The organism is Haloferax sp. Atlit-6N, assembly GCF_003383195.1.
GTDB lineage: Archaea > Halobacteriota > Halobacteria > Halobacteriales > Haloferacaceae > Haloferax > Haloferax gibbonsii.
Genome location: NZ_QEQJ01000002.1, coordinates 331,396 through 344,896 on the forward strand (window position 1 = coordinate 331,396; position 13,501 = coordinate 344,896).

A 13,501-nucleotide genomic window follows, 5' to 3' on the forward strand; every position below is an offset into this window, starting at 1 on the left:
GAGTGCGACGGGGACCCTGTCGGCCTCGCGCACCTATCCGTGAAGTGTTATTTCCTTCCGGACACAAGCGACCGACGTGTCCATCACCGCTATCGAGCGACCCCGCGTACTGCTGTTTTCCCTCCTCGCCGTCGTCTTAGGCGGCCTGACCGTTCGGGCCACCGTCGGCGGCCACGACCCCGTGCAAGCGCTGCTCCTCGCCTCGCTGACGGGGTACGCGGTGACGGGGCTGTTGTTCCACCGGGTTCCGAACGTCGAGCGCCTCGCCGCGGTCCCGCTCGGCGTCATCGGCGTCGCCGCCTACGCGGTCGGCGCGCCGACGGACCTCCCGGTGCTGTTGGTTCTTCTCGGCGTCGGGGGAGCGGTCGACCTCCTGTGGGACCCGACCGGGAACGTCCAAGGGAGCCAGTCGGACTGAGCGCGGGCGAGGAGACAGGTTGAATATCGTGACATTCGGTGAACATGATGTGCCGCTAGCAATCGAGACCGAGTCGCTCCGGAAGGAGTACGGCGACACCGTCGCAGTCACAGGGCTGTCTCTCCGAGTGGAGTCGGGGAGCGTCTACGGATTCCTCGGTCCGAACGGTGCGGGGAAGACGACGACGATGCGCATGCTCACGACGCTGACGGCGCCGACGAGCGGCCGCGCGCGCGTCGCCGGGGCGTCCATCGAGGACAGGGCGTCGGTGACGAGTCGAATCGGGTTTCTGCCGGACGTTCCGCCGCTGTACGACGAACTCACCGCGCGCGAGCAGTTGCGGTACGCGGGCGGCATCCGCGACCTGCCCGCCGAGACGATTCGCGAACGGGTTTCGGCGCTTCTCGACCGATTCGACCTGTCCGACGACGCCGACCGCCGCCTCGGAGAGTACTCCCGCGGGATGCGAAAGCGCGTCGGACTCATTCAGATACTCTTGCACGACCCCGACGTCGTGTTTCTCGACGAGCCGACGTCCGGACTGGACCCGCGGTCGGCGCGGACGATGCGCCGCGTCATCGAAGACCTGGCCGACGACGAGACCACCGTGTTCCTCTCGTCGCACCTGCTCACCGTCGTCGAGGCGCTCGCGGACCGAGTCGGCGTCATTCAGGACGGACGACTCGTCACCGAGGGACCGCTGGACGCGGTGAAACGCGAAGCGCAGCGCGACGGGGAATCGGAAGGGCTCGAAGCCGCCTTCTTGGAGATGACCGAGGGCCGGAGCGAGTGACCGATGGAGACGATGGTTCGGCAGGTCGGACACGTCGTTCGCGTCCGCGCCCTCCGCGGGGTCCGACGAGCGCGCGACCGCCCGATGGTGTCTGTGCTCTATCTCGCCACGGTCTCGTTCGCACTCCTCGCGGTCGTCGGTCGACTCCCGGTCTCCGGCTACGAGGCGGTCTGGAGCGACTCGGGTGCGTACGCCGCCGGCGTCGCCGTTGCGGATGGGAGGGGTGTCGGCGCGCTCGGCACCGCGCGCGGGCTGTCGGGACTGTTAGCAGTCGCGACCTGCTACGGTGTGCTCGTGAGAACGGCCCAACGAGAGGACGACGAACGGACTGACCACCGGCGTCTCGCGCTCTCCCCGACGGCGTTTTTCACCGCGGAGCTCCTCGACCAGCTCGCGTTCGCCGGCCGGCTCGTCGGCGTCGTGGGCGTCGCCGGTGGCGTCGCGTTCGCCGCCGGGGCGGCGTCACCGACGACGGCCGTGACTACGCTCGTAGCCGTCGCGGCGCTGGTCGCGACGGCCGTCGCGGTGACGTTCCCGGTCGCGCTGGGAGTCCGATTGGCGTTCCGTCACTATCCGCGAGTGCGACGGCACCGGCTCCTCCTCGGCGCGCTCTTGGTCTCGGTCGTGGGCTTCGCGTTCGTTCGAACCCGGTCGTCCTTCGCGCTCCTGAGCGGGCTCCCGGTCGGTTGGTACGCCGACCTCGCGCTCGTCGGCGCGGGCGTCGGTGCCTCGGGCGGCCGCGCCGTCGCCGCCCTCGTCGGGACGCCGGTCGCGTGGTGGCTCGGAATCGCCACGGCGCGCCGGATAACTGACTATCAACGGGCGGACGCTGGAAAGGCAGGGGAAACGCGGGGAGACCCGGCAATCGTAACCCGGCTTCGGGTCGCCGGCGGCCGCCTCGTCTCCCGCGTCGCCTCGCGGCCGACGGCCGCCGTCGCCCGCGTCGTGTGGCTCCGACTGTGGCGCGAACCGCGCGCACTACTGTTCAGCGGACTCGTCGTCGGTGCCACCGCGGGGGTGGGTCTCGTGGTCGTCGAGACGCTCCCGACCGCACTTCCGGCCGTCGTCGCGACGTACGTCGCGGTCGCGACGGGCGCGGGAGTGACGCTCGACCCGCTCGGCACCGAAGGCGCCGCGCTCCCGCTCACGCTCACGGCACCCCACGGGCGCGAACGAGTCGTGACGGGCTACGCGCTGTCGGCGGCCGTTCCGGGGACCGCGCTGTCGGCGGCGGCCGGGCTCGGAACCGCGCTCGCGATTGGCGCTTCCCCGGCGGCCTGCGTCGGCGCGGCGCTCGTCGGCTCGATACTGGGTGCGACAGCGCCCGTCGTGTCGCTCGCGGCCGGTCTTCGGCTTTCGCCGACGGACGCGGCGACCGGCTCGCGGGGCGTCGGACTCCCCCCGCTCGGGGCGCTCTCGGCGTTCTCCGCGGTCGTCGCGCTCATCGGGATGCCGGCTATCGCCGCGACCGCCGCCATCGAGAGCGGTTCGATGTCTCTCTCGACGGCCACGACGGTCGCCGTCGCCGCGACGGCGCTTCTCGGACTCGGCGCGGGCTGGTACGCGTTCCGAGACGCGGTCGGGCGACTCGACCGGTACGAACCATGAGCAGCCTCGAAACCGCCGAGCCGACGGACGGAGCGAAAAACGCGAGCGACGTTACAGGTCGGAGGACTCGATACTCCCCAGTTCGGGCGTCGCGTCCTCTCCGGCGCGCGCCTGCAACTTACCGACGGCGACGGAGACGACGTAGATGCCGACCGCGAAGAGGACGATGACGCCCCCTGCGGTGGCCTCGCCGTAGTAGGACGCGCCGATGCCGAGGAGCACGGCGAGTTCGGCGAGAACGACGGAGACCAGAAGCGACTCGGAGAAGCTACGGGAGACCTGCGCCGCGCCCGCGACGGGGACGACGAGCATGGCGGCGACGAGGATGACGCCCATAATCTGCATCGCGCCGACGACGACCAGCGCGGTCAGCATGACCATCACGCGGTTGTACCACGTCACCGAGATGCCCGAGACGGCGGCGGCCGTCTCGTCGAACGTCACGTAGAGCAGTTGGTTGCGCGTGAGCGCGACGGTGCCGACGATGACGGCGAACAGCACGAGCAGGATGGCGGCGTTCTCCGCCGAGACGGTCGAGAGGTTGCCGAAGAGGTACTGGTTGATGCCGACTGCGAGGCCGCCCGCGTTGAGGCTGATGAGGACCGTGCCCAGCGCGAACCCGGTCGACAGCACGATCGCCATCGACACGTCGTTGTAGGCGTCGGTCGCCTCGGAGATGAGTTCGATGAGGAGCGCCGCGATGACGGCGACGACGACGGCGGTCAGGTACGGCGAGACGCCGAGGCTGAACACGCCGTTGAGAAAGAGCCCGATGGCGACCCCGGCGAAGGCGGTGTGGGCGAGCGCGTCGCCGATGAGCGCGAGCTGGCGGTGGACGAGGAACGTCCCGATGAGCGGAGCCATCACGCCGATACAGAGGCCGACGAGGATGGCGCGGTGCATGAACGCGTAGTCGAGGAAGCTGAGGCCGGTCGCGTCGCCGACGGCGAAAAGCAGGTCGGACCACAGCGCGAGGACCCAGTAGAGTGGCGCGAGGACGGCGTCCAACGGCCCCGCCTGCAACGCGGCGAACAGTTCGACGGGTATCACGCGCGACCACCGCCCGAACCGCCCGCGAACGAGGCCGCCGTCCCGAACGCCCGCGCGAGCGCGTCGCTCTCGACGAACTCGTCGGTCGGACCGTCGAAGTAGACCTCGCGGTTGAGACAGACGACGCGCCGGGCGTGGTCGGTGACCGCGCCGAGGTCGTGTTCGATGAGGAGAATCGTGATGCCCTCCTCGTTGAGCGCTTCGAGCAGGTCGTAGAAGGCGTCGACCGACTCGGCGTCGACGCCGACGGTCGGTTCGTCCAAGACGAGCAGGTCCGCCTCGCCGGCGAGCGCGCGGGCGATGAAGGCGCGCTGGCGCTGGCCGCCGGAGAGCTTCGTCACCCGACGGTTCGCGAAGTCGGACATCCCGACCGTGGCGAGCGCCTCGTCGACGATGCGGTGGTCCTCCGCGGAGAGTCGACCGAAGCCGACGTGGGGGAACCGCCCCATCTTCACGACCTCGCGGACCGTGATGGGCATCTCCTTGGAGGCGCTGGCGTGCTGGGCGACGTAGCCGATTCGCGCGCCGTCGTCGAAGGCGTGCGAGGGCTCACCGAACAGCCGCGCGGTCCCCTCGTCGGGCCGGAGCAGGCCCAGGATGAGCTTCATCAGCGTCGATTTCCCGGAGCCGTTCGGCCCGACGATGGCGACGTACTCGCCGGGGTCGATGCGGAGCGAGATGTCCTCCACGACGGGCGTCGCGGTGTACCCGAACTCGACGTCCGCGAGTTCGACGAGCGGGCCGGACGAGCCGCGGCCGTCGTCGGTGGCGTCGTCGGCGACGCCGGTGTCGGCGGACTCAGCGGTTTCCGCGGACTCGCCGTTCCGGAGGGCGCTCATTCGAAGTTCCTCCACGCGTCGGCCCAGCCGTCGGGGCCGACCTCTTCGGGCGACTTGTTGCCGAGGACGACCTCGAACGTGGGCATGTTGATGTTGTACGCGATTTCCTCGTATCCCCAGTCGTTTTCGACCCAGTCCTCGCGGACGCCCGCGTAGGGGGTGACGGGGAAGTACGCCTCGACGGGCGTCTCGGCGATGAGCTGTTTCGCGGGGCGGCGCGTCTCGAAGACGCCCGCGCCGATGTACTTGATGTCGTTTTCCTCGATGACGCGCTTCGCCTCGGTGATGTCCGAGGGCTTCACGTCGCCGCTGGCGGCGAGGTTGACGACGAGCGGGCGCATCTCGACGCCGTAGCGGACGCCGATGTACTGGAAGGCGTTGTGGGCCGCCAACTGGACGACCTTGCGCGACGCCCGGTCGAAGATGTCCTGGTAGTCGCGGTCGATGCGGTCGAGCACGTCGGCCTTGTACGCGTCGGCGTTGTCGCGGAAGGTCTCTTCGTACTCGGGGGCGAGTTCGACCAGCCCCTCGGTGATGTTGTCGACGGCGGTCTTGGCGCGCCGCGGGTCGAGCCAGAAGTGGGGGTCCTTCCCGCGGCCCTCGCCGACGCCCTCCTCGTCGCGGTCGAGGCTCGCGGCGAGTTCCACGAGTTCGACGCCCTCGCGGACGTTGATGAGCTGGGTGTCCACGTCGTCGTCCTTCAGCGTCTGGATGGCGCGGTCGGCCCACGGCTGGAAGTCTTCCCCGACGTGGACGAACGCGTCGGCCTCGATGATGTCGCGCGTGACGCTCGCGTCCGGCTCCCAGCCGTGACCGTGGAGGCCGGTCGGAATGAGGTTCTTGAGCGTCACCGGCGTGTCGGCCGCGACCTTGCGCGCGAAGTCGTAGAAACTGAAGAACGACGCGACGACGACGAATTCGTCTTCCGACTCGGACCCGCCGGAGGCGTCGTTCGAGCCGGTGTTCGAGCCATCGCTTCCGCTTCCCGCTCCGCCACCGCCGAGACATCCGGCGAGGCCGGCCGTCAGCAGACCGGAACCGGCCGCGACGACCGACCGCCGAGAGAGTTTGGGGTCGGCCGAATCTGCGTTAGTGTTCATCACTATGTGAGATAGATACAGGCCACCATATAGATTTGTTGCTCTAAGGTTGAATTTTGACGTGTCTAATTCATCGCGTGGCGAACCGCAACGGCTCGCGGGACACCGACGACGCGACGGCCGAGACGCGGCGGTCGGGCCCATCGGCGTGCAAATCTCTTTGAGTCGGCGCGCCCAACGGCGGGGCATGGGAATTGAACTCTACGCGCTCGACGGCTGTCCGTACTGCGAGAAGGTCCACGACGCTCTGTCCGAGGCGGGCGTCGACTACGAGACGCAGTGGGTCGACGCGCTCCACTCGGACCGAAACGAGGTCAAGCGCGTGAGCGGCCAGCGCGGCGTCCCCGTTCTCGTTGACGGCGACCGCGGCGTGACGATGTCCGAGAGCGAGAACATCCTCCGGTTCGTCGACCAGACGCTGGCATGAAGATATACACCGGCCGCGGCGACGAGGGGATGACCGACCTGCGGGACATGACCCGCGTGTCGAAGACGAGCCACCGCATCGAGGCCTACGGGACGGTCGACGAGGTGAACGCCCTCGTCGGGACCGTCCGCCCGACCGGCCACGACGACGTGGACGACGTGTTAGAGGCCGTCCAGAACCACCTCCACATCGTGCAGGCCGACCTCGCGAACCCCGACCCCGACGAGGACGACCCGCAGATAGCCGCCGACCACGTCGACGAACTCGAAGCCTGGATTGACGAGGCCGACGAGGAACTCGACCCACTCACGTCCTTTATCCTCCCCGGCGGGAGCGAGACGGGAGCCAAACTTCACCACGCCCGCGCGGTGTCGCGGCGGGCCGAGCGCCGCGTCGTCTCGCTCGCGGCCGAAGAACCGGTCAACGAGGAAGTCGTCGCGTACCTCAACCGCCTCTCCGACGCGCTGTTCGTCTTCGCGCGACTGGTCAACAAGCGCGACGGCGTGCCCGAGGAGTCGCCGACGTACTGAGTCCGAGCGCCCGCTTCACCCGCCGGAGTCGGCGCGGTCGCTCACGAGGATAATGGGACCAGGACGGACGAATCGTGCCCACGGTATCGCCGTCCCGGAAAGGGGCCAGACGCTAACTGGAACCGACCACGAAGCGTGGCCTGCGTTCCCAGTTTTAGGTATGCCTAAGAATCACTAAAGTGTATCGCTCTTTCCCAGACAAATGACTCTCGGTAACACGTGACATAATCGTTTTCTCGTCGCCGTGGCTATCCAGAGGTATGAACCGACACTTCACCGACGCGCGGTACTACTTCCGACGGGGATTCGAGCACCTGTACGCCGGTCTGGACGAGGAGACGGCACCGCTCCGTCGCCGCCTCATGGCGGCGCTCGGGCGCGAGGTTGAGGACGAGGAGGAGTCCGAGCCGCAGACGCGACGGGAGCGCGTCGAGTACGGCGCGCGCCGGGCGGCGACGCGGAGTCGACGGGCCGCCGGGCGGGTTCGCCGTCGCGTGCAGCGACCCGAGTAGGCTCGTTTGTGCCCTCGAATCGGGGCACAACGTAAGTCTTAATTGGCGGCGCGGAAAATCGAAATCGTAGCCGGGTTGGTGGTCTAGCCAGGTTATGACGGCTCCTTCACACGGAGCAGGCCGGCGGTTCGAATCCGCCCCAACCCATTTTCTGATTCCTCGCAACGACGAGCGACAGCGAGGAGTCCGTGGAATCGAAAATCGCCACGGCGGATTCGAAGCAGGGAGCGAACGAAGTGAGCGACCGAGGTTCGAATCCGCTCCAATCCATACCACACAACAACGAGCGACAGCGAGGGGTCCGCGGTGCTAAATCGGACACTAGCAGTCAAACACCGAAAACAGAAACGCCGCCCGCCGAGCGCCTACGCGATGTCGTCGAGCGAGACGGCGCTTCCGCGGTCGACCGTTATCCACGAGGTCGTCAGCTCATCCGACTTCGGGGAAAAAACCGTCAGTTCGGTCGGGTTCTCCGGGTCGTCGTAGATGCATTCGAGGTCGAACACCGGCGCGTCAGCCAACTCGTCGGAACTGTGTGGTGCGGCCGTGCTCATCAGATGGATACGTCCGTCTTGCAACTCGCACACAGCGCGTCGGCGACCGCCTCCTTCGGGACGGACGTCCCGCATTGAGGGCACCGCGAACGGGTGCGCGAGTACTCCGTGTACGGTGCAATCCGCGAATTCTCGTTGGATTCGCTCATACACGACCAAATAGGACACGAGTACAAGAAGTTTTGGATATTACGAGTGTAATTACCCAAATTCGAACTCGTATGTAACGACAATTCTGATTGTATTGCCCACTCCTCAACGTCGAGAGGGAAATCGGTACCCGGGTGGGAAGTCGGGTGTGGCTACTCGAACGACACGCGGAACAGCCAGCGATTCGACACCGTTCCGTTTTCGAAACGCTCAGCCGACCCCGTCTCTCAAACTGTCAAGAACTTCGAATAAACGAGAAGCTACCACGTTAGCTTCGGCGACCGACTCGCTTTTCTGACAGTTAAATCGTAGCGTCTCGCGTGAAACATCGTGTTTCGCGAACTGTTGCAGAAAAACTAGTCAACAAGCCCCCAGTATCGAAATCAGAGACAGACTAACCGCCTATACCATCAGGTAAGTTGACAGCCGTCACGCGAAACTATTGAAACTATCTCGTCAGCTTTTGCCCGCGGCGTCGGTAGATTGTCATCGCAGACACATGAGCACACGAACACGTATCGCCGGCGTTCTCGTCGTCGTCGCCCTCGTCGCGGCGGCGGCGACGGGGACCGGTTTGGCGGCGTCCGACGGCGTACAGTCGGTCGCCCAGCCGAACGCGCCGGCGGTCGACACACGGCAGGCACAGGTACAGCAACAGACACAGACGCAGATGCAGGCGGAGTACTGCACGTATCCGAACAACGCGACCTACGACTCGTTCGCGGTGAGCAACCTCTCCGCGCCGTCCGGCGTCGAAGCCGGTGAGCCGGTGACGGTGTCGGCGGACATCACCAACCCGAACGACGTGCCGATGATTCAGTGCGTCGAGTTCCGGCTCGAGGGCGACGTGGTCGTCCGAACCGGCTGGGCGCTGAACCCGAACGAGACGGAGACCATCGCGTTCGAGGTCAACACGACGGGCCTCGAAGACGGGACGTACATCCACGGCATCGAGACGCGCGACTTCGGCGAACTGACGACGCTCACCGTGGGCGAACAACCTGAGCCCGAACCCGAGGAGCCGACCGCGTCGCTCCAGTTCGACGACCAGGAGTCCGACGGGAGTAGCGTGACCGTCGCGAGCGCGAACCTCTCTGACGGCGGCTACATCGCTATCCTCGACGAGAACGGCTCGGTCGTCGGTGCGACCGACTACCTCGAACCCGGCGAGCAGGAGAACGTCTCCGTGCCGCTCCTCGAATCGCTCAACGAGAGTGCCACGCTGACTGCACAGGCGCACCTCGATACCAACGACAACCAGACGCTCGACTTCCTCACGTCTAATGGGACCGAGGACGGCCCGTACACGGTCAACGGGACGCCCGTCACCGACGACGCTGAAGTGACCGTCGGCGAGGAGCCGACGCCGGAAGAGCCGACCGCGTCGCTCCAGTTCGACGACCAGGAGTCCGACGGAAATAGCGTGACCGTCGCGAGCGCGAACCTCTCGGACGGCGGCTACATCGCCGTCATCGATGAGAACGGTTCGGTCATCGGCGCGACCGACTACCTCGAACCCGGCGAGCAGGAGAACGTCTCCGTGCCGCTCCTCGAACCGCTCAACGAGAGCGCGACCCTGACCGCGCAGGCGCACCTCGACACCAACGATAACCAGACGCTCGACTTCCTCACGTCCAACGGAACCGAAGACGGCCCGTACACGGTCAACGGGACGCCCGTCACCGACGACGCTGACGTGACCGTCGGCGAGGAGCCGACCACCGAAGAACCGACGACCGAAGAGCCAACGACTGAGGAACCGACCACCGAAGAGCCAACTACGGAAGAGCCAACGACTGAGGAACCGACCACCGACGAACCGACCGAAGAACCGACAGCGACCGTCGAGTTCGAAGACCAGAACTCCGACGGGGCCACCGTGACCGTCGCGAGCGCGACCCTCTCTGAGGGCGGCTTCGTCGTGATTCACAACGAGAGCGGCGACGTCGTCGGGATATCGAACTACATCGAAGAGAGCGACAGTAACATCCGAATCTTCCTCACCGAGTCGCTGAGCGAGAGCGCCACCCTGACCGCCATGGCGCATCTGGATACGAACAACAACCAACAGCTCGATTTCCTCTCGTCCGACGGCGCTGAGGACGGCCCGTACACGATGGACGGGTCGCCCATCACCGACGACGCGGAGATAACCGTCGGTGGCGAGCCGACGACTGAGGAACCAACGACCGAGGAGCCAACTACGGAAGAACCGACGACTGAAGAACCGACGACCGAGGAACCAACGACTGAAGAACCGACGACTGAGGAACCGATGACAGAGGAGCCAACGACTGAAGAACCGACCAACGAGACGGAGACTCCGCCGCCGACCGAGACGCCCATCGACAACGGAACGGAGAACTGAGACGACGACCGCCGGCCGACCCGGTCCCACCGCCGAGTCGGCTCGAACTATTTTTCACGACGACCGCCGACCGACCGGCCGCAGTCACCGACCGAGCGCCGCGAGCAGACCGTCGGGAACGGTGAGGAAGCCGAACCAGACCAACAGGACCACGAGCGCAGTGTAACCGATAGAGATGGCGAAGTCCTTGGCGAATCGTCGGGTCGTGTACGGATGCGATTCGGCGGACACCGCGTCGACAGCGCCCTTGTGGAGCAGGACGAAGCCGACCACGTTCGTCAGCCAGTAGCCGGCGACGACGCCCGGGAGAAACCAGCTTCTGGAGACGAGGCTCACCGCGACGCCGAACGCGTAGGCCAGCGGGAGGTTGACCACGAGGTCGTTCCACCACGAAAGCGGGGACAGAACGAACCCGATAGCCGCCAAGATTCCGCCTTTCACGCGCCGGCGTTCCATCCAACTAGATGAACGGCCAGCGACAATAGTATTGTGAGCATCCGGCGCGCAGTTCCCGCGAGCGGGTGCGAGCCGCGGGGTCAGTCCGCCGTCCCGCTTTCGTCGCCGACGAGCGTGTCGACGAGCGCCGTGAGGTCGGAGACAGAGAGGTCGGGCTCCGGTCCGAACGGTTCCCACGGCGAGTCCTTCCGGTCGACCCAGACGCCCTGCATCCCGGCGTGTTGGGCCCCCATCACGTCGAACCAGCCGGCGGTCGCGTGGGCGATTTCGTCGATTGGCGTCCCGGTGCGGGCGGCCGCGTGGCGGTAGAGTTCCGCGTCGGGTTTGAACACCCCGACCTCGTCGGCGCTGACGACCCCGTCGAGGAGGTCGCGGATGTCGGCGTGGTCGACCATCGAGTCGAGCATCTCCGGGTTCCCGTTCGAGACGACGTAGCAGTCGTAGCCGGCGTCGCGGAGGCGGCCGACCGCGTCGCGCACGTCGTCGAACACGTCGAGTTCGTGGTAGACCGAGAGAATCTCGTCGCGCTCGGTCGCCGAGACCGACGCGCCGTGGGCCTCCAGCGCGTACTGGAGCGCCGCGCGGTTGACCTCGTAGAAGGGCTCGTACTCGTCGATGTGGTTGCCGACGAAGGTGTATTCGAGCGACCGCGACCGCCAGAGCTTCGAGACGGGTTCGGGGTCGTCGACGCGCTCGGCGAGCGCCTTCTCGGCGGCGTCGACGTCCACGAGGGTGCTGTACGAGTCGAACGTGACCGTCGAGACGCGGTCCGGGTCGAACGACATGCGCGACCCTACGTCGACGCGGGTGTTAACGATGCGGCGGTCGTGCGAACCCGGCGGGAAAAAAGACCGAAGAATGGGGTTGGCGCTCCTGACGAGCGCGGCGGGAGGGAAGTAGCCTACTCAGTCGTCCTCCCAGAGGGTCACGAGGATGACCACGTCCTGCATGTCGAAGGCGTTGCTCCGCGTGTTCGTCGTGCCGAGTTCGAACAGGAAGATGGCCTGGTTGCTGTCGAGCGCCATCGTCTTCCCGTCGTCGCTGATGTAGGGGGCGACGAACTCGGCGGCGTCGTCCTGTCCGTTGTAGCCCTTTATCTCCGGGACCGGGTCGCCGTCGCGGAGGACCGCGACCTGTCGGTGGTCGACCGACGAGTCGGCCGTGACGTAGCCGTCGGCGGCGGCGACGATGGAGAGGGCGTCGCCGGCGTCGCCCGCCACGTTGAACGAGTGCGACACGCCGTCGTTCACGTTGTCCCAGTCGGCCGGGTTGTGCGACGCGCCGTCGACGACGAAGGTGACGGACACGGGCACGTCGTGCCGCCCGCTTTTGATGGCGCTGCCGAGCAGTTCGAACTCGCCAGTGAAGTCGTCGGAGGGGACGACCTCGCCGTCGTCGATGGTGAAGTCATCTTCGGGCTCCGGCGTCGGGGTCGGCGTGGGTGTTGGCGTTGGTGACGGCGTCGGCGTTGGAGTTGGCGTCGGGGTCGGGGTCGGCGTCGAGGTGACGACGTTTCTGACCTCGTAGGTCTCGCCCATCCCGCGGACTTCCAGCGGGAAGGTGACGGTCGCGCCGGGGCCGGACGCCCCGTCGAGGGTGACGGTGACCGTGTCGTGTTCGATTTCGGTCACGCCGTCGGGCGCGGTGTACGTGAAGCTCGCGCGGCCCGACTCGTCGGTGACGGCGGTCGCCCCGTCGGTGGGGGCGACGGTGCCGCCGAGCGAGGTCGGCGATGCGACGGTCAGCGTCGCGCCCGCGGCGGGCGCGCCGTACCGGTCGAACGCGCGGACGACGAGCGTCTCGCGGCCGCCGGAGGGGACCGCGGCGTCCTCGCCTTCGACCGCGATGGCGTAGGCGGCGGGGTCGGGTTCGACGGCCTCGCCGACGCCGAGGCGAGCGACGCGGAAGTCGTAGCGGACGCCCGCGTCGAGTTCGATAGTGACGACCGCGTGGTCGCCGCTGGAGACGTAGGAGACGACCCGCGCGTGGGGCTCCTCGGCCATGAGGTCGACCCACGCGTCCTCGGAGAGGTAAGTCGGCACCGAGATGCGAACCGGGTCGGTGGCGCTGTAGACCGGCAGCGACTCGGTGCGGACGGAGACGGGCGCGAGCGCCACGGTGTCGCCGGCGGTCGTGTGGCCGTCGAGGTCGCCTTCGAAGAAGACGAGCGTGACGGTCGTGCCGCGGACGAGCGACTGGCGGTGGACGACGGGGGTGCCGTCGGTTTCGAGGTACGAGACGCCGCTTTCGAGCACCATCCGGGCCTCGTCGCGCTCGGCGTAGTCGGGTTCGTAGACGATGGCCCCGGTCGCGTAGGTGTGCGTCGAGCCGTTCCAGAAGACCCGCTCGGGGCCGACCGCGGAGACGCCCGTGACGGTCACGGCGTCCGCGCCGTCGACCCGGAACGTCCCGACGCTGTCGGGCGGTGAGACCACGAGGTAGCGCTCGGGGTACGACACGTCGGAGTCGACCGCGACGCGGCTGCCGGCGTCGACGCCGGAGGCGCGGAACACCTGCGAGTCGAGCGACGCGAGGTCGGTCGAGACGCTGGCGCTGTGGTCGGCTTCGTCGCCGGCGGTCCAGACGGGCGTGCCCGCGAGTTGGACCATGGCGATGACCGACACGACGAGGCCGAACGCGAAGACGAGCCCGAGGATTTCGGACACGCCGCGGGAGTCGAGAGAGAGGCGAGACAC

14 protein-coding genes and 1 tRNA gene are annotated in these 13,501 nt (G+C 67.2%); 8 read left to right on the forward strand and 7 right to left on the reverse strand.

All coding sequences use genetic code 11. The features are described from left to right. Positions 1–76 precede the first annotated feature (76 nt). Genes DEQ92_RS10930 through DEQ92_RS10940 form a run of 3 tightly spaced genes read left to right on the forward strand, consistent with a single transcriptional unit; the run spans position 77 to position 2,819 of the window. Positions 77–418 carry a hypothetical protein gene (locus DEQ92_RS10930; RefSeq protein WP_004975295.1) on the forward strand — a complete coding sequence of 114 codons (342 nt, stop codon included), beginning with the start codon at positions 77–79 and terminating at the stop codon, positions 416–418. Positions 419–467: 49 nt separating this feature from the next. Beyond that, on the forward strand, positions 468–1,211 hold the full coding sequence (locus DEQ92_RS10935) for an ABC transporter ATP-binding protein (RefSeq protein ID WP_004975297.1): 744 nt from the start codon (positions 468–470) through the stop codon (positions 1,209–1,211). A gap of 3 nt (positions 1,212–1,214) precedes the next feature. Continuing rightward, complete coding sequence (locus tag DEQ92_RS10940; RefSeq protein ID WP_115820767.1) at positions 1,215–2,819, forward strand: hypothetical protein; 1,605 nt, start codon at positions 1,215–1,217, stop codon at positions 2,817–2,819. Positions 2,820–2,870: 51 nt separating this feature from the next. Here the strand turns inward: DEQ92_RS10940 and DEQ92_RS10945 are convergent, their stop codons facing one another. Genes DEQ92_RS10945 through DEQ92_RS10955 form a run of 3 tightly spaced genes read right to left on the reverse strand, consistent with a single transcriptional unit; the run spans position 2,871 to position 5,808 of the window. Next, positions 2,871–3,869: a metal ABC transporter permease gene (locus DEQ92_RS10945; protein WP_004975302.1), complete on the reverse strand. Its 999-nt coding sequence runs from the start codon at positions 3,867–3,869 to the stop codon at positions 2,871–2,873. Next, positions 3,866–4,708, reverse strand: coding sequence for a metal ABC transporter ATP-binding protein (locus DEQ92_RS10950; protein ID WP_004975303.1), 843 nt, complete (start codon positions 4,706–4,708; stop codon positions 3,866–3,868). Before DEQ92_RS10950 ends, DEQ92_RS10945 begins: the two co-directional genes overlap by 4 nt. Next, positions 4,705–5,808 carry a metal ABC transporter substrate-binding protein gene (locus DEQ92_RS10955; RefSeq protein WP_004975306.1) on the reverse strand — a complete coding sequence of 368 codons (1,104 nt, stop codon included), beginning with the start codon at positions 5,806–5,808 and terminating at the stop codon, positions 4,705–4,707. Before DEQ92_RS10955 ends, DEQ92_RS10950 begins: the two co-directional genes overlap by 4 nt. 187 nt (positions 5,809–5,995) lie before the next feature. On the opposite strand from DEQ92_RS10955, the gene DEQ92_RS10960 reads away from it, so the two are divergent. The 4 genes from DEQ92_RS10960 (at position 5,996) to DEQ92_RS10975 (ending at position 7,424) form a co-directional block, all read left to right on the forward strand. Further along, on the forward strand, positions 5,996–6,235 hold the full coding sequence (locus DEQ92_RS10960; RefSeq protein ID WP_004975309.1) for a glutathione S-transferase N-terminal domain-containing protein: 240 nt from the start codon (positions 5,996–5,998) through the stop codon (positions 6,233–6,235). Then, positions 6,232–6,765 carry a cob(I)yrinic acid a,c-diamide adenosyltransferase gene (locus DEQ92_RS10965; RefSeq protein ID WP_004969720.1) on the forward strand — a complete coding sequence of 178 codons (534 nt, stop codon included), beginning with the start codon at positions 6,232–6,234 and terminating at the stop codon, positions 6,763–6,765. The genes DEQ92_RS10960 and DEQ92_RS10965 overlap by 4 nt, the downstream gene beginning before the upstream one ends. A gap of 260 nt (positions 6,766–7,025) precedes the next feature. Next, positions 7,026–7,277: a hypothetical protein gene (locus DEQ92_RS10970; RefSeq protein WP_004975312.1), complete on the forward strand. Its 252-nt coding sequence runs from the start codon at positions 7,026–7,028 to the stop codon at positions 7,275–7,277. A gap of 72 nt (positions 7,278–7,349) precedes the next feature. Beyond that, positions 7,350–7,424: transfer RNA gene (locus DEQ92_RS10975), tRNA-Val, on the forward strand. 218 nt (positions 7,425–7,642) lie between these two features. Here the strand turns inward: DEQ92_RS10975 and DEQ92_RS10980 are convergent. Beyond that, positions 7,643–7,831 carry a hypothetical protein gene (locus tag DEQ92_RS10980; RefSeq protein ID WP_004975315.1) on the reverse strand — a complete coding sequence of 63 codons (189 nt, stop codon included), beginning with the start codon at positions 7,829–7,831 and terminating at the stop codon, positions 7,643–7,645. A 649-nt stretch (positions 7,832–8,480) separates the two neighbouring features. On the opposite strand from DEQ92_RS10980, the gene DEQ92_RS24080 reads away from it, so the two are divergent. Next, on the forward strand, positions 8,481–10,349 hold the full coding sequence (locus tag DEQ92_RS24080) for a hypothetical protein (RefSeq protein ID WP_233516849.1): 1,869 nt from the start codon (positions 8,481–8,483) through the stop codon (positions 10,347–10,349). 84 nt (positions 10,350–10,433) lie between these two features. Here DEQ92_RS24080 and DEQ92_RS10995 read toward each other — a convergent pair whose 3' ends face one another. From DEQ92_RS10995 to DEQ92_RS11005, 3 genes are all read right to left on the reverse strand, one after another. Then, on the reverse strand, positions 10,434–10,805 hold the full coding sequence (locus tag DEQ92_RS10995) for a hypothetical protein (RefSeq protein ID WP_004975320.1): 372 nt from the start codon (positions 10,803–10,805) through the stop codon (positions 10,434–10,436). Between the two features lie 80 nt (positions 10,806–10,885). Further along, positions 10,886–11,590 (reverse strand): haloacid dehalogenase type II, encoded by a 705-nt coding sequence (locus DEQ92_RS11000; protein WP_004975322.1) that lies wholly within the window; start codon positions 11,588–11,590, stop codon positions 10,886–10,888. 120 nt (positions 11,591–11,710) lie between these two features. After that, entirely contained in the window at positions 11,711–13,501 is a 1,791-nt protein-coding gene (locus DEQ92_RS11005; RefSeq protein ID WP_115820768.1) for an Ig-like domain-containing protein, read from the reverse strand.

What these genes read in the sequence shown, in the direction of transcription:
- DEQ92_RS10940 (WP_115820767.1), top strand. Translation starts at nt 1,215, where the DNA reads ATGGAGACGATGGTTCGGCAGGTCGGACACGTCGTTCGCGTCCGCGCC.
- DEQ92_RS10950 (WP_004975303.1), bottom strand. Translation starts at nt 4,708, where the DNA reads ATGAGCGCCCTCCGGAACGGCGAGTCCGCGGAAACCGCTGAGTCCGCC.
- DEQ92_RS10955 (WP_004975306.1), bottom strand. Translation starts at nt 5,808, where the DNA reads ATGAACACTAACGCAGATTCGGCCGACCCCAAACTCTCTCGGCGGTCG.
- DEQ92_RS10960 (WP_004975309.1), top strand. Translation starts at nt 5,996, where the DNA reads ATGGGAATTGAACTCTACGCGCTCGACGGCTGTCCGTACTGCGAGAAG.
- DEQ92_RS10965 (WP_004969720.1), top strand. Translation starts at nt 6,232, where the DNA reads ATGAAGATATACACCGGCCGCGGCGACGAGGGGATGACCGACCTGCGG.
- DEQ92_RS10970 (WP_004975312.1), top strand. Translation starts at nt 7,026, where the DNA reads ATGAACCGACACTTCACCGACGCGCGGTACTACTTCCGACGGGGATTC.
- DEQ92_RS10980 (WP_004975315.1), bottom strand. Translation starts at nt 7,831, where the DNA reads ATGAGCACGGCCGCACCACACAGTTCCGACGAGTTGGCTGACGCGCCG.
- DEQ92_RS24080 (WP_233516849.1), top strand. Translation starts at nt 8,481, where the DNA reads ATGAGCACACGAACACGTATCGCCGGCGTTCTCGTCGTCGTCGCCCTC.
- DEQ92_RS10995 (WP_004975320.1), bottom strand. Translation starts at nt 10,805, where the DNA reads ATGGAACGCCGGCGCGTGAAAGGCGGAATCTTGGCGGCTATCGGGTTC.
- DEQ92_RS11000 (WP_004975322.1), bottom strand. Translation starts at nt 11,590, where the DNA reads ATGTCGTTCGACCCGGACCGCGTCTCGACGGTCACGTTCGACTCGTAC.